This is a genomic window from Pseudomonas sp. NFACC43 (assembly GCF_900119645.1).
Taxonomy (GTDB): Bacteria; Pseudomonadota; Gammaproteobacteria; order Pseudomonadales; family Pseudomonadaceae; genus Aquipseudomonas.
Map to the genome: position 1 here is coordinate 249468 of NZ_FPKK01000002.1, position 23526 is coordinate 272993.

The window sequence follows — 23526 nt, forward strand, 5'->3', positions numbered from 1 at the left end:
AGCAAGCACCAAACACCCCCGGCGCGTGGCACCGGGGGTGTGTTTGACTACACCTTGACGTTCTGACGGATGTTCCAGCCGAACTTGACCGGACCGCCTTCCTTGGTGCCGTCGGCTTTCTGCGGCTGATAGTCCACCAGCACCTTGGCGAAGTTCAGGGTGACGTTTTCGGTCAGGCGATCATCGCTGCCCGAGCCGCCGGTACTCAGGGAGGTGATCAGCACTTCTTCCAGGTTGATGATCATGTACTCGACCTGGCTTTCGCCGCCGGCCTTGCGCACGGTCAGCTTGACCTTGTCGATGTGCTTGCCGCTGGCGCAGTGCATCATCAGGTTCGGCGAAGCCTTGTCGACGAACTTGGTCAGCGACAGGTCCTGGACGTTGACCTTGCCCGCGCCGCCGCCGCTGCCCACGTGCATGTTGCCGGACTGGGACATGCCCCAGCTCCAGTTCAGGACGTCGATCTCGTCCTTGTGGGCCTTGTCCATGGACTCGCCCTTGATGTCGCCGATCTTGATGAAAATATCAACAGCCATGTTTTCTCCCTGTGTGGCTTCTAACCACATTGTTTGGTTGACGCTGACCTTGCGAAATTACGGGTGCTGAACGGGGGGAAGACGATCTCCAGCCTGCTGGAGATCCTCTGTGGGAGCGAGCAAGCTCGCTCCCACAGGGTTGCCGGCCACCCGTTTCAGTAAATCTTTACGCGCCCTTGGCCGACGGCAGTTTCGATACCAGGCGCAGCGACACGGTCAGCCCTTCGAGCTGGTAGTGCGGGCGCAGGTAGAACTTGGAGTTGTAGTACCCCGGGTTGCCCTCGACTTCTTCGACGATCACTTCGGCCGCCGCCAGTGGGTGCTGGGCCTTGGTGGTCTCGGTGGAGTGCGCCGGATCGCCATCGACGTAATTGAGGATCCAGTCCTGCAGCCAGCGCTGCATTTCGTCCTTCTCTTTGAAGGAGCCGATCTTGTCGCGCACGATGCACTTGAGGTAGTGAGCGAAACGGCAGGTGGCGAACAGGTACGGCAGGCGCGCGGCCAGGTTGGCGTTGGCAGTGGCGTCCGGGTCGTCGTATTCGGCCGGTTTCTGCAGCGACTGGGCGCCGATGAACGCGGCGAAGTCGGTGTTTTTCTTGTGCAGCAGCGGCATGAAACCGTTCTTCGCCAGCTCCGCTTCACGGCGGTCCGAAATGGCGATTTCGGTCGGGCACTTCATGTCCACGCCACCGTCGTCGGTGGGGAAGGTGTGGGCCGGCAGGTTTTCCACTTCACCGCCCGACTCCACGCCACGGATGCGCGAGCACCAGCCGAAGTGCTTGAACGAACGGTTGATGTTCACCGCCATCGCGTAGGCAGCGTTGGCCCAGGTGTACTTGGAGCTGTCGGCACCGTCGGTGTTTTCTTCAAAGGCGAAGGCCTCCACCGGATCGGTCTTGGCGCCGTACGGCAGGCGCGCCAGGAAGCGCGGCATGGTCAGGCCGATGTAGCGCGAGTCTTCCGATTCACGCAGCGAGCGCCAGCCGGCATATTCCGGAGTGGTGAAGATCTTGGTCAGGTCACGCGGGTTCGACAGTTCCTGCCACGAGCCCATGCCCATCACCGTTGGCGAGGCGGCGGAAATGAACGGTGCGTGCATGGCCGCGCAGACTTTGGACAGCTCGCCCAGCAACTCGACATCCGGTGGCGACTGGTCGAAGTAGTAGTCGCCCACCAGGCAGCCGTAAGGCTCGCCGCCGAACTGGCCGTATTCTTCTTCGTACATCTTCTTGAAGATCGGGCTCTGGTCCCACGCCGTGCCCTTGAATTTCTTCAGGGTCTTGTGCAGGTCGGTCTTGGAAATGTTGAGCACGCGGATCTTGAGCTGCTCATCGGTCTCGGTGTTGTTGACCAGGTAGTGCAGGCCACGCCAGGCGCTTTCCAGCTGCTGGAAGTCCGGGTGGTGGATGATCTGGTTGACCTGGGCGGTGAGCTTGGCGTCGATGGCGGCGATGATCGATTCGATCGACTTGATGGCGTCGTTGGACACCAGGTCAGTCTGCGCCAGGGCCTGCTCGGCCAGGGTGCGCACGGCGGTCTCGACCGCTTCGCGGGCGCGCTCGGTCTTGGGTTTGAATTCCTGCAGCAGCAGAGACGCGAACTCGCTGGTTTCTTGGGTCGCACCCAGGTTCTGGGCGCCTTCGCGGGCTGTATTGTCGGTCATGATCATTGATCCTGTGCTGGCTTCGGCGCGCTCGCCAGGGCCTGCAACAGCGCTGGGTCCTTGATCGCCTTCATGATGATTTCTTCGGCACCGGTCTTGCCGTCCATGTAGGTCAACAGGTTGGCCAGTTGGGTGCGCGCTTCGAGCAACTTGTTCAGCGAGTCGACCTTGCGGGCCACGGCTGCGGGGCTGAAGTCGTCCATGCTTTCGAACGTCAGGTCCAGGCTCAGGTTGCCTTCACCGGTCAGTTCGTTGGGCACATGGAACGCCACGCGAGGTTGCATGGCCTTGAGGCGCGAGTCGAAATTGTCGACGTCGATCTCGAGGAACTTGCGATCGGCCACGGGTGCCAGAGGCTCGGCAGGCTTGCCGGCGAGGTCGGCCATAACCCCCATGACGAAGGGCAACTGGACCTTCTTCTCGGCGCCGTAGAGCTCGACGTCGTACTCGATCTGCACTCGAGGCGCGCGGTTGCGCGCGATGAATTTCTGAGAACTTTGCTTCGCCACGTTGCTGCTCCTGGTCGCTTGAGCGACGGTGTTGGCGTCATCCGGTGGGGCCGGTGACGTGACTGCGTGATCCGCTCGCTTTTATTCGCTGTCTGGGCCGCGCAGGTTTTCAAATTGACTCATGCCGTCGGGAATCAGGTTACGCACGATGGTCGCGAAGTCGGCGTTGACCAGAAGCTTGGCCCGGTTCAACAGCACCGGCAGGGGGCTGGAGGGCTCATGACGGGTGTAGTAAGCGAGAATCCGGTCGAGGCTGCGCTGCACATCGTCGCGGTTGTTGATTTCAGCGCTTCCAGCGTTCGTACCGGTGCTGCGCGGCGCGCTCGGCGCATAGGCATGTTCGGTGGATGCATCGCTGTCGTCGCCGCTGGCCTCGGGTTGCTCGCTGTCGCCGTTCTGCGCGGCGGGCTGGCCGAGAATCTGCAGGGCCATCTTCAGAGGTTGCTTGAGTGGACCGAGGTCTACGCCCTGGGCGGAACCGACCTGATCGCTGACCTGCTGCTCGATGGCTTCGGCGGCGCTGCGGGCCTCCAGCAGAGCGGCGCGGATGGTTTCCAGGTGCTCGGGGTCGCTGTCGCGCAAGGCACCGGCAAGTTGCTCGGCGCCGAGGGTTTCGTCGGGAAAGCTTTGCAAGCCGCTGGCGTTGGCGGCAGCGCGCAGGCTGACGGACCCGAAGGTGCGCGAACGGGTCAGGATGCTTTCGCGCAACAGGCGGATAGTGGCATCGGACGTCAGGCCGGCCAGGGCGTTGATGCGCACCGTGGGGTCATTGTCGTCGTCGGCGTCCAGGCGCGGGTGCAGGTCGGCCCAGTATTGCTTGAGCAACTCGCTGATCAGCGTCAGGGCGCGAGCGAGCCCGGGAATGCCTTCGAGGGCCAGGGAGCTCTGCAACAGGTAATGGGTGATGCGCAGGTCTTTGCTGCGTTGCAGCAGGTCCAGGCTCTGCTGCCGGACGCTGCGCCACTCGGGAGGTTCTGCGGGGAGGATCGAATCGCCCATGCTGCGCTCGGGCTGACCGCGGGAGTCACGTTCCAGGCGCAAGAAATCCGGGTCATATTCCAGGTCGTCGCCGCACGGCGAGGTCGCGGAAACGGCGGCGAGCAACAAAGGCACATCCACTTGGATCGATCTCCCTATCGCCCGATGAATGAAGTCGGGCAGTGCATACGCAAGTTCCAGACGGAACCTCGCATGAAACTTTGCATATTCCTTGAGGGTAATGGCCGTTTAGATGCTTAATGATCTTAAAGTGCCATCACGCTTAATCAAGAAGTTGTGCATTTTTGGTGTAGTACTTATCGCTTGTCAAGGTAAGCTATTTCCAGTCTGTTACAGTTGTGAGGCGCTTAACAACCCGCGCGACTGGCAGGTCGAGGAGGGTACGCAGACAGGTTTTTTGTCATGCAGGCCGGTTAATATCAGCCATCATGCTGGCAAAAAGCCGTTTCACGGCAGTTTGCAGGGGTTTTTCAAGCGAGTCGCCGAGGTGCGTATGCCTCGATACGCTCGCATGCGAAGACGAGTAAAGAAGTGTTCAGCAAGGAGGCGAGATGCCGCTGTGTTTGACTATCACTAGTTATCACAAGATTACTCCCGGTCAATGTTCTGAAAAGTCCATGGATCAAGGAGTGATGGCAATTGGCCGTAATTCCGATAATGATTGGGTATTACCGGACCCCGAGCGCCTGGTTTCCGGTAAACATTGCGTTATTCAATACAAGGATGGCCGGTATTATCTGACCGATAACAGCACTAACGGTGTGGAATTGGTCAAGGCCGGCGTTCGCCTGCGCAAGGGCAACAGCGAGCTCCTGCAGGACGGCGAAGTGATCCGCATCGGCGACTACGAGATCCAGGCGCGTGTCGATTTCAACCTGCCGGTCACCGACAGCAACCCGTTCGCCGAATCGCCCAGCAGCTTCGAAGCCCTGATGGGGCAGCAGAGCGCCCCCCTGCATACGCCTTCGCCAATTCCCGTGGTGTCGCCTGCGCAGTTCCAGGGCGTGTCCTCCATGGACACGATGCCGGATCTGTTCGACTTCCTGACACCCTCGAGCATCCCGCCGGCCACCCAGCCCGATCACGTACCGGCCCAGCAGCACGATTTCCGTCCGCCCACGCCGATGCCGCGCCCCAGCCCGCCGCCGCTGGTCGAGCCTGTGGCGATGACGGGCGCCCCGGTGATTCCGGAGGACTGGGACCCGTTCAGCGACAAGCCCGAGCCGGTGGCGGTCAACCCCCAGCCTGTTCCGCCGCCTGTGGTGGAGCCGGTATCGATACCGGTGCCTCCGAACCCGATCCCTGCGCCGCAGATCAGCGTGTTCGAAACCCGTGTGCCGGACGAGCCTGTTCCACCTCCGGTCGCCCGTGTCGAGCCGCCGGTTGCACCGCCGGTCGCACCCGAGCAGCCCGTCGAAGGCGCCCGGCCCGATCTGCTGCAGGCCTTTTTGCGCGGAGCCGGGCTGGAGCAGTTGCGCCTGGACAAGGCCCAGGCCGAGGCGCAGATGGAAAGCATCGGTCGCAGCTACCGGCTGATGGTCGAAGGCCTGATCGATGTCTTGCGCGCCCGCAGCAGCCTCAAGGGTGAGTTCCGCATCCAGCAGACGATGATCCAGCCGGTGGAGAACAACCCGCTGAAGTTCGCACCCAACGTCGACGAGGCCATGCTGTTGCTGCTGCGCCATGGCAACCAGGCGTTCATGGCCCCGGACGCGGCGGTGCGTGACAGTTTCGATGACCTGCGCGCCCACCAATTGGCGGTGATGGCCGGTGTGGAAGCGGCCATCAAGCATCTGCTGGGGCGCTTCGAGCCGTCGCAACTGGAAGAACGCATGGCCAAGCCCGGTGGGCTTTCGGGTATTTTCAGCGGCTCGCGGCAGGCCCAGTACTGGCAGCAATTCACCGAGCTCTACAGCAACATTTCCCGGGAAGCCCAGGAGGATTTCCAGGACCTGTTCGGTCGTGAATTCAGCCGTGCCTACGAAGAACACAGCACACGACAGCGACGCCGTTGAGCGTCGACGCCCCCTAACCTTTCATAGTCAAACAACGGATAGCTCAAACGTCATTGAGGACGCAGGATGATTCCCAGGTTTTTACTCGCAGTCGCCGCCGCGCTTGTGCTGACGGCGTGCGCCAAGGATGCGGCCAACAACCAGCCCGAAGAGGCTGAGGCCGATACCGCCGCCATCGAGCTGCACTTCCACGCCATAAACGGTCTCAACCCCGGTGCCACCGGCCAGCCGGCCCCGGTCCGGGTGCGGATTTTCGAACTGAAGAACGCCGCCACCTTCGGTCGCTCCGATTATTTCGCCCTGGCCGAACGGGCCCAGGCGACGCTGGGCGCTGACCTGATCGATCAGGACGAAGTGCTAGTCCAGCCCGGCCAGCAGCTGAGCCTGCAACGCGATCTGGACCCATCGACCCGCCATATCGGCATCCTGGTGGGTTATCGCGAGCTGGACCGCTCGTTGTGGCGCACGGTGTTGAATGTCCCGGCGCGCCAATACACCGAATACCAGATCAGCCTCGATGTACGCGCCGTGCGCAGCGACGTCGTCGTTACCCCATCCAGCCCTGCCCAATAAGCAATCGGAGCCCCCATGTCCTGGAACAATCGCGTGGTCTGGTCGGAAGGCATGTTCATTGGAACGCAGCACTTCCAGCAGCATGACCGTTACCTGGAAAACCTTATTGACGCTCGCAGCCGCCCGCTGTCGGCCGGCGCCTGGGGGTTTTCCGAATTGCTGATCGACCAGGGCCTGCTGGCCCAGGGCAAGCTGGCGATCATCCGCGCGCGGGGGCTGTTGCCGGACGGCACACCGTTCAACATCCCCCAGGACGATGTGGCGCCGACGCCCCTGAATGTCGATGACAACCTGCGCGATGGCCTGGTGTACCTGGCCTTGCCGCTCAAGCGTGCCGGTACCCGGGACACCGTCGATGAGGGCGAAGCCCTGGGCGCGGCGCGCTATGTGAGCCAGGTCTGCGAAGTGCGGGACGACAACGCGCCGTTCGAAAACCGCGCACCGGTGGCGGTGGGTTCGCGGGCGTTGCGCCTGTTGACGGAGCAGGACGGCATCGGTGACTACGCTGCCGTCGGCGTGGTGCGCATCAAGGAAAAGCGCGCCGACCGCGCCCTGGTGCTCGACGAGACCTACATCCCGCCGGTGCTCGATGTGCTCGTCTCCAAACCGTTGGCCGCGTTTCGCAGTGAGCTGCTGGGCCTGCTTCACCAGCGTGGCGAAGCCCTGGCCGGGCGCGTGGTGGCGTCCGGCGCCGGTGGTGCCTCGGAGATTGCCGATTTCATGCTGCTGCAACTGGTCAACCGGGCTCAGCCGCTGATCCAGCACCTGAGCCAGTTGAGCCCGCTGCACCCCGAGCGGTTCTACAGCGAGCTGGTGGCCCTGGCCGGTGAGTTCTCCACCTTCACCGCCTCCGGCCGACGACCGCAGGAGTACCCGCAGTACCAGCACGACGACCTGGCACTGAGCTATGCGCCGGTGATGCAGGCCCTGCGCGAAGCCCTGTCCATGTTGATCGACAGCAAGGCGATTCCCATTCCGATCGTGGAAAAGGCCTACGGCATCCACGTGGCGATGCTGGCCGACAAGACCCTGCTCGACAGTGCCAGCTTCATCCTGGTGGTGCGCGCCGACGTTCCCGCCGAGACCCTGCGCAGCCGCTTCGGCCAGCAGAGCAAGATCGGTTCGGTGGAGCACATCCGCGACCTGGTCAACCTGCAACTGCCGGGCATCGGCCTGTTGCCGTTGCCGGTGGCGCCACGCCAGCTGCCGTACCACGCCGGATCCACCTACTACGAGCTCGACCGGGGCAGCGACCATTGGAAGCAGTTGGGCAACTCCGGCGGTTTTGCGTTCCACATCGCCGGCCAGTTCCCGGGGCTGAACCTGGCTTTCTGGGCGATCCGAGGATAATTGGCGATGAGCAACGACGATCGTACCCAGTTCATGCCGACGCCCGGTGGGCGTGGCGCCGATCCCTTCCGTCCGGAGGCGGGCCGCCCCGCACCGGCACCCGCGTCGACACCGCTGTCGGTGCCGGCCGCGCCGGTCCTGACCGGCAAGGCCCAGGGTCTCAATCCGCTGGAAAGCGCCGCCGGCCCCTTGCTGGCGTTGCTGACGCGCCTGCGCAACACCATCGCGCACCCGGCGCCGGCCAGCCTGCGGGCGCAGTTGCTGGCCTACCTGCGGCAGTTCGAGGAACGCGCCGAAGCCGCCGGCGTGGTGCGCAACGATGTGCTCCTGGCCCGCTACGCCTTGTGCACCGCCCTGGACGAAGCCGTGTTGAGTACGCCTTGGGGCGGCACCAGCGATTGGGGCAAGCAAAGCCTGTTGATCACTGTGCATAACGAAGCCTGGGGCGGCGAAAAGGTCTTCCAGTTGCTGGAGCATTGCCTGCAAAGCCCACGGGAGCGCCTGTACCTGCTGGAGCTTCTGTACCTGTGCATGTGCCTGGGGTTCGAGGGACGCTACCGAGTGATGAACGACGGTCGCAGCCAGTTGGAAGCCTTGCGCGAACGCACCAGCGCGGTAATCCGCAGCGCCCGTGGCGACTACGAGCGCGAGCTGTCGCCGCACTGGCGCGGCGTCACCGTGGGCCGGGATCGCCTGGCGCAATTCATGCCGCCATGGATCGCCGTGGCCATCGGCGCGGCCCTTTTGCTGGCGCTGCTGTTCGGCCTGCGCATGAAACTGGCCTCCGATGCCGAGCCGGTGTTCAAGAATATCCATGCCCTGGGGGAGATCCCGGTGCAGGCCATCGACCGACCCGTGGTGCAGCCCAAAGTCATCGAGCGCCCACGCCTGGCCGGTTTCCTGGCCGATGAAATCAGGGCCGGTCGGATCGCCGTGGAAGACGCCGTCGACCGTTCGGTGGTGACCATCCGCGGCGACGAACTGTTTGCCTCCGGCAGCGCCAGCATCAAGGACGATTTCCAGCCGCTGATGCTGCGCATCGCCGACGCGGTGCGCAAGGTCAAGGGCCAGGTGCTGGTCACCGGCCACAGCGACAACCGACCGATCGCCACGTTGAGATTCCCGTCCAACTGGGCGCTGTCCGAAGCACGGGCCCAGTCGGTGCTGCAGATTCTTTCGGCCAAGACCGGTCAACCCGAGCGCTTCAGCGCCGAAGGCCGCAGCGACACCGAGCCGCTGGCGTCCAACGCCACCACCGAGGGGCGTGCACGCAATCGTCGGGTTGAAATCACAGTTTTGGCGGAGGGGGTCGAGTGAAAGCGTTTTTCAGTTTTATGATCCGCTGGGTCATCCCGTTGCTGGGGCTGATCGCCCTGAGCCTGATCATCTGGTTCGTGGGCCCGCTGCTGGACTGGCTGGTGCCCGAAGGCCGGCGTTGGGCATTGATCATCCTGGTGTTCGCGGTGTGGATCGCCTATCGGGTGTTGCGCATCATCCAGGCCCGCCGGCAGGCCGCCGAAGTCATGCGCAGCCTGGCCGCGCAAACGCCGCCTGACCCCACCAGTATCGCCACTGCCGAAGAGCTCGAAACCCTGCGCCAGCGCATGGACGAAGCCTTGGCGCTGCTCAAGAAAGCCAAGCTTGGGGGCGACGAGCGTCGCAACCTCTACGAGCTGCCGTGGTACGTGATCATCGGCCCGCCGGGTTCGGGCAAGACCACCGCCCTGGTCAACTCGGGGCTGCATTTCCCGTTGGCCGCGCAACTGGGCGCCGGTGCGGTGCGCGGTGTCGGTGGCACGCGCAATTGCGACTGGTGGTTCACCGACGAGGCCGTGTTGCTCGACACCGCCGGGCGCTATACCACCCAGGACAGCGATGCCACCGTCGACAAGGCGGCATGGCTGGGCTTTCTGGGCCTGCTGAAAAAGCAGCGCGCCCGTCGCCCGATCGACGGTGCCTTCATCGCCATCAGCCTCTCCGACCTGCTGCTGGGCAGCGACGCCGAGCGCGCCGCCCATGCCGCGGCGATCCGGTTGCGCATCCAGGAGCTGTACACCCAGCTGGGGGTGCGCTTCCCGGTCTACCTCATGTTGACCAAGCTCGACCTGGTGCCGGGGTTCATGGAGTTTTTCGACACCCTGAGCAAGGAAGAACGCGCCCAGGTCTGGGGCATGACCTTTGCCCTGGACGATGGCAAGAGCAACGACAGCCCGCTGGCCCACCTGCAAAGCGAATTCGCCGGCCTGGAGCAGCGCCTCAACGACCGTCTGGTAGAGCGCCTGCAGCAGGAGCGCGATCCGGCGCGACGCGACCTGATCTATGGCTTCCCGCAACAGTTCGGCGCCCTGAAGGATTGCCTGCAAAGCTTCCTCGAAGGGGTGTTCAAGCCCAATGCTTTCGAAGAGCGCGTGTTGCTGCGTGGGGTGTATTTCACCAGCGGTACCCAGGAAGGCAGCCCGATCGATCGACTGATCGGCTCCATGGCCCAGAGCATGAACCTGGACCGCCAGCATCTGGCGCGCCAGACCGGTACCGGGCGCAGTTACTTCATCGAGAAGCTCTTCACCGCCGTGGCCTTCGCCGAGCGTGGGCTGGTGGGCGTCGACCCCAAGGTCGAGCGCCGGCGCAAGTGGATCGCCCGGGGCGTGCTGGCTAGCACCGTGGTGCTGGTGCTGGTGGTCGGCACCTTGTGGTGGGTCAGTTATCGCGCCAACCAGGCCTATATCGCCCAGGTCGACCAGAAGGTCGCGCCGCTGGGCCAGACGGTGCAGAACCTCAGCCCGGCGCAGCGCGATGTGCTGGCGGTGCTGCCATTGCTCAACGCCGTGAAACATCTGGCCGACGACGCCCCGAGCTGGGCCGAAGGCCTGGGCCTGTACCAGGGCGACATGCTCGAAGCCGAGTCCGGCAGCGTCTACCGCAAGCTGCTGATCGCGGTGTTCGCCCCGCGCCTGCTGACGCGCATCGAAGAGCAACTGCACAGCGGCGGCAATTCGGACTTCCTCTATGAGGGCTTGAAGGCCTACCTGATGCTCGCCGACAACGAGCACTACGATGCCGATTTCATCAAGGCCTGGGTCGCCTTGGACTGGGATCGCAGCCTGCCGCGAGACCTGCCGGCCGAGCAGCGCCTGGCCTTGGGCGAGCATCTGCAGGCGTTGTTCGAGCGCCGTCCGCCGACCGCGCGCCTGGACCCGCGGCTGATCGACGACCTGCGTCGGCAATTGCAACAACTGCCGGTGGCCCAGCGTGTCTACGACCGGATCAAGCGGCAGAAACTGCCCGACGGCGTACCCGACTTCCGCATCAACGAAGCCGCCGGGCGCGACGCCGCGCTGGTGTTCAGTCGCAAGAGCGGCAAGCCGCTGGGCGAGCCGTTGAGCGGGTTCTTCACCGTCAAGGGTTATCGCCAGGGCTTCCTGCTCGCCAGCCTGAGCCAGACCGGCACCCTGGCCGAAGAGCAGTGGGTGCTGGGCTTTGAGCAGGCCGACCAGCAGAACGTCGCCAGCCTGGCCGCCGATGTGCGTCGCCTGTACTTCGAGGACTACCAGCGGCAATGGGACGCGCTGCTGGCCGATATCGACTTCGTGCCCATCACCAGCGTGGCCCAGGCCGCCGACGTGTTGCGGGTGATTTCCGGTCCGACGTCGCCCCTGAAAAAACTGCTGGTGGCCGTGGCGAAGGAAACCGATCTGCAACAGCAAGAGCGCCAGCTGGCCGCCCAGGGCGTGCCCACGGAGGGGGGTGTCGACAAACTCAAGGAACGCCTGGGCAGCCTGCTGGGCCAGGAACAGGCGACCCAGAGCGCACCGGCGCAAAGCGACGATCCAGTGACCGCGCACTTCGCCGAGCTCAACAGCATCGTCAGCAAGACGGATGGCGAGCCGGCGGCCATCGATGGCCTGTTGGCCGACATGAACGCCCTGTACGTGCAGGTCAGCGCCATGGTCGGTGCCAGCGGCGACGCGCTGCTCGGTGAAGCCAAGAACCAGGCCGCCGCTGCGGCCACCCGTGTCAGCCTGAACGCCGAGCGCCAGCCGCCGCTGGTGCAAGGGCTGGTCAAGTCGGTGGTCAACTCCACCACCAACAGCATGATGGGCGGGGTACGCAATCAACTGAACGCCGCCTGGACCAGCGAAGTGGTGAACATCTATCGCCAGTCCCTGGCGGGGCGTTACCCCATGTCGCCGGGCAGCGCGCGGGATGCGACCCTGGATGACTTCGGCCAGTTCTTCGGGGTGGGCGGGGTGATGGACAATTACTTCCGCAAATACCTGCAGCCCTACGTCGACACATCGACGCCGACCTGGCGCTGGCAACCGGGCGCCGCCCAGAAGCTCGGCATCGCCCCCGGCGTGCTGCAGACCTTCCAGCGCGCGGCCACCATCCGCGATGCGTTCTTCCGTTCCGGCGGCACGCAACCGATGGTGCGTTTCGAGCTCAAGCCAGTGGCGATGGATTCCACCATCACCCAGTTCCTGCTGGACCTCGACGGTCAACAGCTGAGCTACGACCACGGTCCGAGCCGGCCGACCGCCATGCAATGGCCCAACCCCGGCAGCATCGGCGTGGTACGGATTTCCATCATGCCGCCATCGTCCAGCGGCCGTTCCGGCATCACCCTGGACGGTCCGTGGGCCTGGTTCCGCCTGCTGGAACAATCGGACCTGACGGCTGGCAACTCGCCGGACCGCTTCAACCTGCGGCTGCGGGTCGATGGCGCCAGCGCCTCCTACGAGCTGCGGGCCAACAGTGCCTTCAACCCGTTCAAGAGCCGGGTACTGAGCGGCTTCAGCCTGCCGGAGCGGCTATGAGTACACCGGGCTTCTATGGAAAGTTGGCCAGCCGGGGGGACTTCGTCAGCCGTGGCTTGCCCCAGAGCTTCATCGCCCCGTGGGACTCCTGGCTGGCGGCGGGGCTGCTCGCCAGCCAGACCAGCCTTGGCGAGCGCTGGCTGGACGCCTATCTGGTCAGCCCGCTGTGGCGCTTCATGGTCGCGCCGGGCGTATGCGGGCCGGAGGCGGCCGTGGGCGTGGTGATGCCCAGCATCGACCGGGTCGGCCGCTATTTCCCCTTGACGGTGGCGGTGCTGCTGGAACCCGACGCCGATCCGGCGTCGGTGGTGGGTGGTGCGGACGAGTGGTTCGAGCGGGTGGAAAACCTGCTGTTGAGCACCCTGAACGTGGAGGCCAGTTTCGAGGCTTTCGGCACGGAGCTGGAAAGCCTGGGCAGCCCTGCGTATCGAACGCGCCTGCCGAGCAGCCAGTTCGCCAGCCTGCATCGCTTCGATGCCACCGACCCACAGGCGCGCATGACCGCGCTCGCCGAGTCGGCCTGCGAAGGCACAAGCCTGTGGTGGGGGCAGGGTTCGGAGCGCATCGCGCCCGGTTTGATGCGGTGTCGGGGCCTGCCGGCTGCCGCCGATTTCGCGCAATTTTTGCTCGGCCAAGAAGGTGTTGTGTAGATGCGTCCAAGTGCTGGGAAAGCATTCAAGTCTGCAAGCAAGAGCCATGTCGGCATGGTCCGCCAGGTCAATGAAGACGCCTGCCTGGACCTGCCGGAAAACGGCCTCTGGGTGGTGGCCGATGGCATGGGCGGGCACGCCGCGGGCGATTACGTCAGCAGCCTGATCGTCGACAGTCTGCGATCCATTGCCGTGGGCCGCTCCCTGGATGAATACGTCGCGGCGCTGCAGAGCGATCTGCTGCGGGTCAACGCCGCCGTGCGCGAAGAAACCGCCAACCGCGGCGTCACCATGATGGGCAGCACCGTCGTGGTACTGGCCACCCGAGACCTGCGCGGCATGTGCCTGTGGGCCGGTGACAGCCGCTTGTATCGCCTGCGCGACGGGGTGCTCGAAGGCATCTCCCGGGACCACAGCTACGTCCAGGACCTGCAGGACAGTGGCCTGCTCAGCGAAGCCGAAGCCCGGGTCCATCCCCGGGCCAACGTGGTCACCCGGGCCATCGGGGTCGAGGCGCAGTTGAAGCTGGCGCTGGTCGAACTGCTGCTGGTGCCCGGCGACAGTTACCTGCTGTGCAGCGACGGGCTGACCAAGACCGTCGAGGACGATGAGATCCGCGAAGTGCTGAACCACGACGACCCCGGCGAAATTGCCAGCAGCCTGGTGTCCCTGGGCCTGATGCGCGGTGCGCCGGACAATATCACCGTGGTGGTCGTGAAGGTGCCGTCATGAGTTCCGTGTTGAATATCCAGATCCCCGGCTACGACATCGAAGGGGAGATCGGCGAAGGCGCCATGGCGAGTGTCTACCTGGCGACCCAGCGATCCCTGGAACGCAAGGTGGCATTGAAAGTCATGGCCGCGGCACTGGCCGCCGACCCGACGTTCTGCGAGCGCTTCCTGCGCGAAGGCAAGACCCTGGCCCGCCTGTCGCACCCTCACACGGTCACCATCCATGACATCGGCAACGTCGGTGAGCTGTATTACATGGCGATGGAGTACCTGCCCAACGGCACGCTCAAGGAGCGCATCGCCGCCGGCCTTTCGCCGGAGCAGGGGCTGGCCTATATCCGCCAGATCGCTTCCGCGCTGGGCTATGCCCATGGGCTGGGCCTGGTACACCGCGACGTCAAGCCGGCCAACATCCTGTTCCGCGCCGACGGCACGGCGGTGCTCTCGGACTTCGGCATCGCCAAGTCACTGGACGACCGCACCCAGTTCACCCAGGCCGGTTTCGCCGTGGGCACGCCCAGCTACATGAGCCCGGAACAGGCTCGCGGACAGGACATCGACGGCCGCGCCGACCTGTATGCCCTGGGCGTGGTGCTGTATGAAATCCTCGTCGGCAAACTGCCCTATACCGGCAACGACGCGCTGTCCACGGCACTGGCCCACCTGACCGAACCGCTGCCGGAACTGCCGGTGCATCACGGCCGGTACCAGGACGTGCTGCGCAAGCTGCTGGCGAAGGATCCGGCGGAGCGCTTCCCGGATGCGGCCGCCTTGCTGCGGGCCCTGGACAACCTGCCGCCGGAGTCCGACGCGACCCTGATCCGGCCTTTGCCGCTGCCGGTGTCGACGAAGCCTGTGGGGGATGACCTGGCCGGCCTGACGCCGATGTCCATTGACATCCCGAGCGGCCCGGTGCCGCCCTCGTCCCAGGCTCAACCCCAGGCCAGGCCGGTTCCACCGCCGGTGAGCCCGTCGCGACCGGCGGTTTCGCCACCGCGCAAGACCCCGGTATTCGCCCTGGCCGCCGTGGCGGTGGCCGTGGCGCTGGCATTGGGCGGCGCGGGTTATTGGTGGCTGTCCGGCGACAGCGGCCAGGCCAGCAAGCCGCCGCTTGCTTCCGGTTCATCGGCCACGAAACCGCCGGCCAAGACCCCCGACGTGCCACCGGCGAAAGCCCCCGATGCCTCACCGGCCCAGCCTCCCGTGACGCCCCCAGTGAATCCGCCCGTGGCGAACCAGGCCGATGGCGGCCAGCGGCCGTTGTTGATGGCTGGCAAGAAAACCCTGTTCCAGCGGGTACTGAGCAAGCCGGGCGCGACCCTGGTCGATGAGCCGGGTGCCGCGCCGGGCAAGGCGCTGCCGGCGTTTTCCGTGTTGTATGTCTACCAGCGCAAGGACGTCGATGGCAGTCCGTGGGTACGGGTGGGCGCCGCCACGGACGGACGCAGCGATGGCTGGCTGCCGGCCGCCCAGGTCAGCGACTGGAAGCAGAGCCTGGTGCTCAAGTTCACCGAGCGTTCGGGCCGCGCGCCGGTCATGTTCCTGCGTCAGCCCGGTGAAGTGGAGAAGCTGCTGGCGAACCCGATGAACGCCAGGAACGTCCTGCTCAAGGCCCAGCAGAACCGCGAGGACAACCAGCAAGTGTTGGCCCTGGAACCGGCCGCCAGCGCGGTGCCGCAGAATCAGTTCTACCTGTTGCCGATCTTCGATTCCCGCGAGAGCTTCGATGAAAACGGCCAGCCGGTGCAGTTGTTGAACGTGGCCTCCATCGACCCGGGCAACACGCCCCGCGCCTCGACCAACACCCCGATCACCACGGCCAACGCCGATGCGTTCCGTACCGCCGTGGTGCTGGTGGTGGACACCACCGTGTCCATGCAGCCCTACATCGACCAGGTTCGCGACGTGGTCCATCAACTGCAGACCCGTATCGCCGAACGGGGCGAGCTGGACAGCGTCAGCTTCGGCATGGTGGGTTTCCGCAGCAGCGTCAAGAAGACCCCGGGCCTGGAATACGTCGCCAAGACCCTCATCACCCTGGAGCAGGGGCGCGACCCGCAACGTTTCATGGATCTGGCGCGGCAGGTCAAGGCTTCCACGGTATCGAGCCATTCGTTCAACGAGGACGCGTTTGCCGGTGTCATGGAAGCGGTGGAAGGCATGGACTGGTCCGGCTACGGCGGGCGCCTGATCCTGTTGGTCACCGACGCCGGTGCCTTGCGCAAGAACGACCCGTTCGCCGCCACCCAGATGAACGAGGCCGAAGTGCGCCAGGCGGCTCTGGGCAAGCAGATCAAGATCTACGCCCTGCACCTGCTCAGCGACGCCGGCAAGAAAACCCACGCCGGCGCCCAGAGCCAGTACCGCATCCTGACGGCCGACGCCAACCCGCAGATCGGCGACCTGTACATCCCCGTGCCTGGAGCCGATGTGCGCAAGTTCGGCGAGCGCGTGGACGAGATCGGTTCGGTGTTCGCCGACCTGGTGCACCAGGTGCGCAGCAACAAGCCGCAAAGCGTACCGATGTTGAGTGCCGCGCCGAGCCTGGCCGACAAGTCGGCAGCGGTGGGCTATGCGATGCACATGGATTTCCTGGGCCGCAAGGCCGCCAGCCAGGCGCCACAGCTGGTCAGCGCCTGGACCGCTGACCGCGACCTGACCAATCCGGCGCTGCCGGCGTTCCAGGTCTGCGTGATGCTGACCAAGCTGCAACTCAACGACCTGCAGCAGTCGCTGAAGCTGATCGTCGACGCGGCTCGCAAGACCCAGCGTTCGCCCAAGGACTTCTTCCAGGAAATCGCCAGCGCCAGTGCCTACATGAGCCGCGACCCGTCGGCCTTGCGCAAGGGTGGCAACCTGGCCGATGGCGGGATCCTCGGCGAGTACCTGGAAGGGCTGCCGTACCGCAGCAAGTCGCTGAACATGACCCAGGATCTGTGGCTGTCGTTGAGCGTGGCCGAGCAGGAAGATTTCATCGATGAGCTGGATTCCAAGATCCGCCTCTACGAGACCTTCCACAACGACCTGGCGAACTGGGTACGGTTCGGCGATGCCGAGCCTGGCGATGCCTTGTACCGTGTTCCGCTGTCGACGCTGCCGTGATGCTGACCCTGAACGCCGTGCACAAGAGCCGGGGCACCGGCAGCCAGCGCTACAGCCTGGTAATTGGGAGGCTGCACCTGCGTGCCGGTGAACAATTGGCGGTGGTCGGTCCCAGTGGCTGCGGCAAAAGCACGTTGCTGGACTTGCTGGCGCTGGTGCTGGCGCCGGACCAGGCCGGGCAGTTCGACTTCGCGCCCGGCAATATGTCGCTGGATATCGGCAAACTGTGGCGTGGGTCGCAACAGGACACCTTGGCTGAGCTGCGCAGTCGTCACCTGGGCTATGTTCTGCAGACCGGTGGCCTGCTGGGCTTCCTGAACGTACGCGGCAACATCGAGTTATCGCGCAAACTGCTGGGCTTGAAGGATGACGGCAGCGTGACGCGCCTGGCCGAAAAATTGGACATAGCCGACCAACTGGACAAGAAGCCGGCGGACCTCTCCGTGGGCCAGCGCCAGCGGGTCAGTTGCGCGCGCGCCCTGGCCCACGGCCCGCGCCTGTTGTTGGCGGACGAACCGACCGCTGCCCTCGACCCCTTGAACGCAGAGCGAGTCATGCAGTTGCTGGTGTCCCAGGCCCGTGACAGCGGCGTGTGCTGTGTCGTCGCCACCCACGACGAAGCCTTGGCCCGGGCCAGCGGTCTGCAGGTACGGCGTATCAGTTGCCGTCGCGACACGGACGGCGGCGTGACCGCCACCCTCGGGGAGGCTTGCTGATGCGCGGCGCGCTGGTGGCTTCCCTGGCCTGGCAGGATTACCGCAACGATGCCTGGCTGTCGGCGTGCTCGGTGCTGGCGCTGGTGGCCGTGGTGGCGCCGTTGCTGGTGCTGTTCGGCCTCAAGTTCGGCCTGGTCACCAGCCTGACCGAACGCCTGCAGAACGATCCGGCCACCCGGGAAATCATCCCTCTGGGCGGTGGCCGGTTCAGCGCCGCTTTCATCGAACAATTGAGCCAGCGCGGTGACGTGGCCTTTGCCTTGCCGCGAACCCGGCAGATCGCCGCCACGGCGGACTTGAGCAGTGCCACGGCGGGCGTCACCGTCGAGATGATACCCACCGCCGCCAACGATCCCTTGCTGGAGCGCCTGCCGCTGCCACAAGGACTGGACCAGGTGGTGCTCAGCCAGACCGCGGCCGAGAAGCTCGGTGCCAGGGCGGGTGATTGGTTGCAGGCCAGTTTCGGCCGGCAGGTGGCCGGTCGCAGCGAGGCGCAGCGCACGCGGGTCCAGGTGCTGCACGTGCTGCCCCTGGAGGCCTTTGCCCGGGATGGCCTGTTTGCGCCACTGGCCTTGCTGGAGGCGGCCGAGGACTACCGCGACGGTCGTGCCGTAGCCGCGTTCGGCTGGCCCGGCGATGCGGTGGGCGTGGCCGAGCAGCGGGTGTACCCGGCATTCCGCCTGTATGCCCGCAGCCTCGGCGACGTGGAGCCGCTGCGTCAGTACTTCGCCGCGCAGAACCTGCTGGTGGCCACCCAGGCCCAGGCCATCGCACAAGTGCAATCGCTGAGTCGCAATCTGTCGATCGTGTTCTGGATCATCGCCGGCTTGGCCCTGGCCGGGGCATTCGCGGCGATCTTCGCCGGAGCGCTGGCGGCGGTCGAGCGCAAGCGTCGGGAGCTGTCGGTGCTGCGCCTGCTGGGAGTCTCCACCGCGGCGCTGTTGTTGTTCGTGGTGCTGCAGGCGCTCTACAGTGCCACGTTTGCGGCCTTGCTCAGCGCCGGCCTGTATGGCCTGGCGCAGTCGGGCCTCAATTATCTGTTTGCGCAGATGCCGGGCGAGTACGCCAGCCATCTGCTGGTGCGTCACTACATCCTGGCCCTGGTGGCCGTGCTCGGCACCAGTGCCTTGGCGGCGGCGTGCGGCGGCTGGCGGGTGGCGCGCATCCAGGCCTCTGAAGGAATCCGCGATGTATAAGCTATTGGGCGCCGCCATGGCGCTGAGCCTGGCCGGCCTTGTGTGTGCCGATGAAGGCACCGACAAGCTGGACAACCCCAAGCCGTTGCCCGACGACGTGAGCCTGCCGCTGCCGTGCGAGGGGCAGATGGTGTTCCGCTACGTCTACATCCTCGCCCAGGGCACCCTGGACGACCGCGAGATCAGCCTGGGCTATCCGTTCAGCGAGGGTGAGGCCGGCTACCAGCAGTCGTTCATTTCCGGTTACCGGCGCGACTTCATCAACGGCCAGTTCACCCTCAAGGACCTGCCCAAGGAGTGGAACAAGACCATCACGCCGTTGATGCCCAAGACCGATGCCCAGACCCCGCTCAAGCCGATGCTGTACTTCATCGGCAAGTACGAAGTCACGGCCCGGCAATACGCCCAGGTGATGGCCCAGGCACAGTCCCTGGCCAGCGGCGAACCGGCACCGGCCTGTGAGGCTTTGCTGGCCGAGCTTCCCCAGGGCATGGCCGGGCGCCTGCCCAAGGTGAAATTGTCGAAATTCGAGGCTGAGCGTTTCTCGGCCGTTTACAGCGCCTGGCTGATGAAATACCACAAGGACCTGTTGCCGGTGAGCGGCCGCGGTACGTCCGCCGAAGACGGCGGGTTGGGCTTCGTGCGCCTGCCCACCGAAGTGGAATGGGAATTCGCCGCCCGGGGCGGGCAAGCCGTCAGCCGCCAGGATCTGGAAGGGCGGCTGTTCCCCCGGCGGGTCGAAGGCAGCGAAGGCGATGGCCCATTGGCTGACTGGGCGGTGTTCAACCAGGTGGCCGGCGGCACCGGCCAGGCCGCACGCTTGATGCCCATCGGCACCAAACTGCCGAACCCTGTCGGTCTGTTCGACGTGATCGGCAACGCGGCGGAAATGGTTCAGGAGTCCTTCCAGCTGGTGCATTCCGGACGTCGCCAGGGGGCGTATGGCGGCTTTGTGGTCAAGGGCGGCAATTACCTGGAAGGCGAGGGCACGCTGTTCACCGGCATGCGCCGCGAGTACCCGCTGTTCGCCGCTGACGGTACCGAGCAAAGCAACGAAACCACCGGTTTCCGGGTGGCCGTGGGGGCCTTGTCGGCACCGCGCTCACGCTACAAGGAACTGTTCGCCCAGTGGCAGAAAGAGGGCCGCCTCGCGTCCCTGACCGATGCCATCGACGACGCCCAGGATCCCACCAAGCGCCTGGACAGCATCATCGCCGCCAGCGTCGATCCACGCCTGCAGGCCGAGCTGGGGCTGGTCAATGAAGAGCTCAAGCGCAACGTGTCGCTCATCGCCCAGCAGCGTGAGGAAGCGGCCGGCAATCTGATCCAGTCCGCGGCCCTGGTGGCCGAGACCGTCAACAACTACAACATTCGCCTGACCAATCTGCAGCGCAGTCGCGAGGCGGCCGTGGAGGCCAAGGACGAAGCCAGCGCCCAGCTGTTCGCCACGGCCATCGACAACGGCCGCAGCGCGCTGGACGGCGCGGTGGCGATCTACATCGACAACCTCGCCACGGGCACGCGCTACACCGATGCCGTGATCCAGGCGCAGTTTCAACGCATCAAGGAGGAATTGGAGCGCAAGCCGGTGCTGGGCAAGAGCCTGGTGGCGCGCGCAACGTTGTTCGTTCGCCATGTCGGTGACTATCGTCAGCAAAAACGAGCCGATCCGGCGGCGATATTGAAGGAATTGCTCGCATCGAGCGGTCAACGATCATGACCGCCCGTTGTCAGCGAGCTTGGAAGGGACTCAGGCGGCGTTGGGCCGTGCTGAGCTGGTCAAAACTTAAAAGAGAACACAACTATGCTTTTCTCCCGTAAACCTTTTGCTTCGGTTTCCAAGCGTCATTTGCTGATGGTCGCGGTCGGCTTCAGCACCGTCCTGACCGGCTGCGCGACGTCGCCGACGTCCAAGGTCGCATCGAGCACCAAGGTCGAGTACTACCCCAACTGCTACGAGCCGGTGCAGCACCTGCGGGCCACTGAGGGGAACATGACCAAGTCGGTCATCACCGGTGCCGCTGTCGGTGCCGTCGGTGGTGCGCTGCTGGGCGCCCTGACCGCCGACAAGGAAGACCGTGGCCGCAACGCCGCCATCGGTGCGGCGGGCGGTGCCCTGGCGGGCGGCGCCGCCGGTTACTACACCGAGCGCCAGAAGCAGATCGCTGATGACAACCAGCGCATCGCTTCCTATGCCGCCGACGTCAACAAAAGCGTTACCGACATCGACCGCAGCACCGCGTACGCCAAGGCTTCGCAGCAGTGCTACCAGAGCGCGTTCACCAAACTGGTTGCCGACCGCAAGGCCAAGACCGTCAACGACACCGAGGGCCGCAAGCGCCTGGCAGAAATCGTCGCCGGCCTGAAAGAGTCCAACGACCTGATCGTCGCGGTCAACGGCAAGGCTTCGGAAGACCTGAACAACTACACCCAGGCCTATGAAAAAGACCTGCAGCAAGTGGGCGTGCAGCGCACCGACGTCGTGACCGTGGCGACCGCCGAGACCACCCCGGTCGTGGCGACCACCACCAAGACCAAGAAACCCGTGAAGCCTGCGAAAAAGCCGCCAGTGCTGCCAACCGTGCCGAAAGAGGCGGTGACCACCGAGAAGACCCTGCAGACCGCCAAGGCCAAGCAGGATGAAAGCAAGCAGGTGGCCAGCGCCGGCACCACCCAGGTCAACAGCATGTGCAAGAACCCGGACCTGGGCGACTGGGCACCGGTGCCTTGCCCGAACGTTTGATTGAGTGAGGGCTGCTGATCATTCCCTCGGGGAGTGATCGCTGCGTTAAAGCTGTGGGAGCGAGTTTGCTCGCGATAGCGTCCGTTCAGTTGGCATTCATGTTGACTGACCCGCCGCCATCGCGAGCAAGCTCGCTCCCACAGTTGTTTTGTGCTGGTCGCAGTATCCGCGTTATCCCCGATTCCCTTGTGAGAGCGAGCTTGCTCGCGATGGCTGCCTGGCAGTTGGCGGGGATTTTGTTGACCGTGTGCATATCCATTGCTGCGGTAACGGCTGCTTATGGTTCCGCCCTTACGGCGGGTTACTTTTGGCAAATGCCCCAAAAGTAACCAAAAAGGCTTCGCCCCACCACTGGGCACCTCGCCAAGGCGAGGTGTTCCCGAACGAAGGCATTGCTCCGTGGGCCCGCCGCGAAGGGCCATCCATGGCCCAGCGCGGCTATCCCGGCATCCATGCCGGGATGCCCACTCCACAATGCCTGCGTTCGGCCCTTGTGGTTAATGGGGCGCCTAAGATCAAAAGCCAAAGCCAAAGCCAAAGCCAAAGCGAGGCGGCCTGACAGCCGACCTATCTCGTCCGGCCATGCGTCGGTCCAATTGTGGGAGCGAGCCTGCTCGCGATGGCGTCGCCGCGGTTTGCCTCATTGCAAGGCTTTACATCTAGGCGTTCTGCACCGTCTCTCGGGTTTCCAGATCATCCAATGCCCGCTCGACCAGCAACTGAACCCCATCGGCCATGCGGCTGATGGCCAAGGCTATGCTGCGGCGGGAGTCGTCGACGTCGTCGGCCAGTTCGGCGGCGATGGTGCTGATCGATTGCAGGTCTTCGGAGGCGTTGGCCAGCAGGGTTTCGGTGTCGATATGAGGGGCAACGATGAACAGCTGGTTTTTATCGGGTGCGGGAGATGAGGAGGGGTGGGGTTTGAGGTAGTAGTCGAGGGCGCGGGTGGCGGCGTCTTCGAGCTTTTTTTCTTCGAGGGCATCGACGCGGGACATGTGACCGCTTGGCGGTGGATTAGGGGTGACCTTGAACATAGTGAATATCCTGAGAGTGATGGAGCCGACACCCTTCGATTGCACTTCGAAAGTGGTGGCAGCTGTGCGCAGGTGTGCAAGACCGGTCTCAGGAACCCGGCAGATCCGAAGATCTCCCACGCGCAGCCGCCATAACAGTCCGCGAGCATAGAAAAATGCTCGACGAATAGCCATAAACGAATGCGACCTGAGACGGACTTGCACGTCCGTGTCACCGTTTTTTTGCGATGACGAACAGAGGTTAGCGGCGCTCGGAAGCCCTGCCTAGTTCATGGACAGCCCGGCGTTTTGAAGGAAATCTCCGAGGGAGCTGAAGGGAAACGGTCATGCTGGGAAAACGTGACTTGGCAGTCATCATGCAGGAAATACTGCTCATCTTCCGCTAAAGCGTCACGATGATGGCGTTCCGCCAAAGAATCGCTAAACTGCCCCGGCCATTCATCTTTCTTACGAGGCCGTGCCGATGAAATTTCGTTTCCTGCTGTGGATGCTGGGGTTGTTGATGGGCAAGGCCAGCCGGACCAACCCGGCGTTTCAGCAGCAACTGGGCGACAAGGACCTGGTGTTCCAGCTGCAGACTCTGGATGGCAAGGTCGCCCGGCATTTCACCGTGAAAAACCAGCGCATCACCAGCCAGTCCGGCACCCACCCAACTCCAGCGTTCGCCATTGCCTTCAAGGACGCTGCCTACGGCTTGGCCACGATGCAGGCCAAGAACAAGCAACTGGCGTTCATGAGCGGTATCCAGGACAAGTCCATCCAGATCAAGGGCAACCCGGCGCTGGTGATCTGGTTTCAGGGGTTGACCCGGTACTTGAAGCCGAAGAAGGCCAAGTCCAAGGTCTGAGGTGCTGCGGATACTTGTGGCGAGGGGATAAATCCCCTCGCCACAAGA

The 23526-nt window shown here is 64.4% G+C and carries 18 protein-coding genes; 13 read left to right on the forward strand and 5 right to left on the reverse strand.

Annotated features, from left to right (window positions below; translation table 11 throughout):
- Positions 1-47: 47 nt before the first annotated feature.
- The 4 genes from BT179_RS05010 to tssA all read right to left on the reverse strand — a co-directional run bounded on the left by BT179_RS05010 (position 48) and on the right by tssA (position 3827).
- The gene (locus BT179_RS05010; RefSeq protein ID WP_072390829.1) at positions 48-536 is read right to left on the reverse strand and encodes an Hcp family type VI secretion system effector; all 489 of its coding nucleotides are present in this window, start codon (positions 534-536) and stop codon (positions 48-50) included.
- 166 nt (positions 537-702) lie between these two features.
- The gene (gene tssC, locus BT179_RS05015) at positions 703-2199 is read right to left on the reverse strand and encodes a type VI secretion system contractile sheath large subunit (protein WP_072390825.1); all 1497 of its coding nucleotides are present in this window, start codon (positions 2197-2199) and stop codon (positions 703-705) included.
- A 2-nt stretch (positions 2200-2201) separates the two neighbouring features.
- The gene (gene tssB / locus BT179_RS05020) at positions 2202-2708 is read right to left on the reverse strand and encodes a type VI secretion system contractile sheath small subunit (RefSeq protein ID WP_003177230.1); all 507 of its coding nucleotides are present in this window, start codon (positions 2706-2708) and stop codon (positions 2202-2204) included.
- Between the two features lie 81 nt (positions 2709-2789).
- Positions 2790-3827 (reverse strand): type VI secretion system protein TssA, encoded by a 1038-nt coding sequence (tssA, locus tag BT179_RS05025; RefSeq protein ID WP_072430976.1) that lies wholly within the window; start codon positions 3825-3827, stop codon positions 2790-2792.
- Positions 3828-4258: 431 nt separating this feature from the next.
- Here tssA and tagH point away from each other — a divergent pair, with 431 nt between their 5' ends.
- The 12 genes from tagH (at position 4259) to tagQ (ending at position 21597) form a co-directional block, all read left to right on the forward strand.
- Positions 4259-5722 (forward strand): type VI secretion system-associated FHA domain protein TagH, encoded by a 1464-nt coding sequence (gene tagH, locus BT179_RS05030; protein WP_072430975.1) that lies wholly within the window; start codon positions 4259-4261, stop codon positions 5720-5722.
- 66 nt (positions 5723-5788) lie between these two features.
- Positions 5789-6295 (forward strand): type VI secretion system lipoprotein TssJ, encoded by a 507-nt coding sequence (tssJ, locus tag BT179_RS05035; protein WP_072390816.1) that lies wholly within the window; start codon positions 5789-5791, stop codon positions 6293-6295.
- 15 nt (positions 6296-6310) lie between these two features.
- The gene (gene tssK, locus BT179_RS05040; protein ID WP_072430974.1) at positions 6311-7645 is read left to right on the forward strand and encodes a type VI secretion system baseplate subunit TssK; all 1335 of its coding nucleotides are present in this window, start codon (positions 6311-6313) and stop codon (positions 7643-7645) included.
- A 6-nt stretch (positions 7646-7651) separates the two neighbouring features.
- A complete protein-coding gene (locus tag BT179_RS05045) occupies positions 7652-8962 on the forward strand; it encodes a DotU family type VI secretion system protein (RefSeq protein ID WP_072390810.1) in 1311 nt (436 codons plus the stop codon).
- Complete coding sequence (gene tssM / locus BT179_RS05050) at positions 8959-12459, forward strand: type VI secretion system membrane subunit TssM (protein WP_072430973.1); 3501 nt, start codon at positions 8959-8961, stop codon at positions 12457-12459. The genes BT179_RS05045 and tssM overlap by 4 nt, the downstream gene beginning before the upstream one ends.
- The gene (tagF, locus tag BT179_RS05055) at positions 12456-13109 is read left to right on the forward strand and encodes a type VI secretion system-associated protein TagF (RefSeq protein ID WP_072390804.1); all 654 of its coding nucleotides are present in this window, start codon (positions 12456-12458) and stop codon (positions 13107-13109) included. Before tssM ends, tagF begins: the two co-directional genes overlap by 4 nt.
- A complete protein-coding gene (locus BT179_RS05060) occupies positions 13110-13841 on the forward strand; it encodes a PP2C family protein-serine/threonine phosphatase (protein WP_072390801.1) in 732 nt (243 codons plus the stop codon). It begins immediately after the preceding gene.
- Positions 13838-16942 carry a serine/threonine-protein kinase gene (locus BT179_RS05065; protein ID WP_072430972.1) on the forward strand — a complete coding sequence of 1035 codons (3105 nt, stop codon included), beginning with the start codon at positions 13838-13840 and terminating at the stop codon, positions 16940-16942. The genes BT179_RS05060 and BT179_RS05065 overlap by 4 nt, the downstream gene beginning before the upstream one ends.
- On the forward strand, positions 16942-17658 hold the full coding sequence (locus tag BT179_RS05070; RefSeq protein ID WP_072390795.1) for an ABC transporter ATP-binding protein: 717 nt from the start codon (positions 16942-16944) through the stop codon (positions 17656-17658). Before BT179_RS05065 ends, BT179_RS05070 begins: the two co-directional genes overlap by 1 nt.
- Positions 17658-18854, forward strand: a complete 1197-nt coding sequence (locus tag BT179_RS05075; RefSeq protein ID WP_072430971.1) for an ABC transporter permease — start codon at positions 17658-17660, stop codon at positions 18852-18854. Before BT179_RS05070 ends, BT179_RS05075 begins: the two co-directional genes overlap by 1 nt.
- 16 nt (positions 18855-18870) lie before the next feature.
- A complete protein-coding gene (locus tag BT179_RS05080) occupies positions 18871-20574 on the forward strand; it encodes a formylglycine-generating enzyme family protein (protein WP_371264377.1) in 1704 nt (567 codons plus the stop codon).
- Between the two features lie 84 nt (positions 20575-20658).
- On the forward strand, positions 20659-21597 hold the full coding sequence (gene tagQ, locus BT179_RS05085; protein ID WP_072430970.1) for a type VI secretion system-associated lipoprotein TagQ: 939 nt from the start codon (positions 20659-20661) through the stop codon (positions 21595-21597).
- Positions 21598-22256: 659 nt separating this feature from the next.
- Here tagQ and BT179_RS05095 read toward each other — a convergent pair.
- The gene (locus BT179_RS05095) at positions 22257-22631 is read right to left on the reverse strand and encodes a DUF6124 family protein (protein WP_072430968.1); all 375 of its coding nucleotides are present in this window, start codon (positions 22629-22631) and stop codon (positions 22257-22259) included.
- Positions 22632-23094: 463 nt separating this feature from the next.
- On the opposite strand from BT179_RS05095, the gene BT179_RS05100 reads away from it, so the two are divergent.
- Positions 23095-23478: a helicase gene (locus tag BT179_RS05100; RefSeq protein WP_072430967.1), complete on the forward strand. Its 384-nt coding sequence runs from the start codon at positions 23095-23097 to the stop codon at positions 23476-23478.
- Positions 23479-23526 lie beyond the last annotated feature (48 nt).

Bases quoted from the DNA above. Each gene is read 5' to 3' on its own strand.
- BT179_RS05045 (WP_072390810.1), top strand. From the start codon at position 7,652: ATGAGCAACGACGATCGTACCCAGTTCATGCCGACGCCCGGTGGGCGT.
- tssC (WP_072390825.1), bottom strand. From the start codon at position 2,199: ATGACCGACAATACAGCCCGCGAAGGCGCCCAGAACCTGGGTGCGACC.
- tssJ (WP_072390816.1), top strand. From the start codon at position 5,789: ATGATTCCCAGGTTTTTACTCGCAGTCGCCGCCGCGCTTGTGCTGACG.
- BT179_RS05100 (WP_072430967.1), top strand. From the start codon at position 23,095: ATGAAATTTCGTTTCCTGCTGTGGATGCTGGGGTTGTTGATGGGCAAG.
- tagQ (WP_072430970.1), top strand. From the start codon at position 20,659: ATGCTTTTCTCCCGTAAACCTTTTGCTTCGGTTTCCAAGCGTCATTTG.
- BT179_RS05095 (WP_072430968.1), bottom strand. From the start codon at position 22,631: ATGTTCAAGGTCACCCCTAATCCACCGCCAAGCGGTCACATGTCCCGC.
- tssK (WP_072430974.1), top strand. From the start codon at position 6,311: ATGTCCTGGAACAATCGCGTGGTCTGGTCGGAAGGCATGTTCATTGGA.
- tagF (WP_072390804.1), top strand. From the start codon at position 12,456: ATGAGTACACCGGGCTTCTATGGAAAGTTGGCCAGCCGGGGGGACTTC.
- BT179_RS05060 (WP_072390801.1), top strand. From the start codon at position 13,110: ATGCGTCCAAGTGCTGGGAAAGCATTCAAGTCTGCAAGCAAGAGCCAT.
- tagH (WP_072430975.1), top strand. From the start codon at position 4,259: ATGCCGCTGTGTTTGACTATCACTAGTTATCACAAGATTACTCCCGGT.
- BT179_RS05075 (WP_072430971.1), top strand. From the start codon at position 17,658: ATGCGCGGCGCGCTGGTGGCTTCCCTGGCCTGGCAGGATTACCGCAAC.
- BT179_RS05080 (WP_371264377.1), top strand. From the start codon at position 18,871: ATGGCGCTGAGCCTGGCCGGCCTTGTGTGTGCCGATGAAGGCACCGAC.
- BT179_RS05070 (WP_072390795.1), top strand. From the start codon at position 16,942: ATGCTGACCCTGAACGCCGTGCACAAGAGCCGGGGCACCGGCAGCCAG.
- BT179_RS05010 (WP_072390829.1), bottom strand. From the start codon at position 536: ATGGCTGTTGATATTTTCATCAAGATCGGCGACATCAAGGGCGAGTCC.
- BT179_RS05065 (WP_072430972.1), top strand. From the start codon at position 13,838: ATGAGTTCCGTGTTGAATATCCAGATCCCCGGCTACGACATCGAAGGG.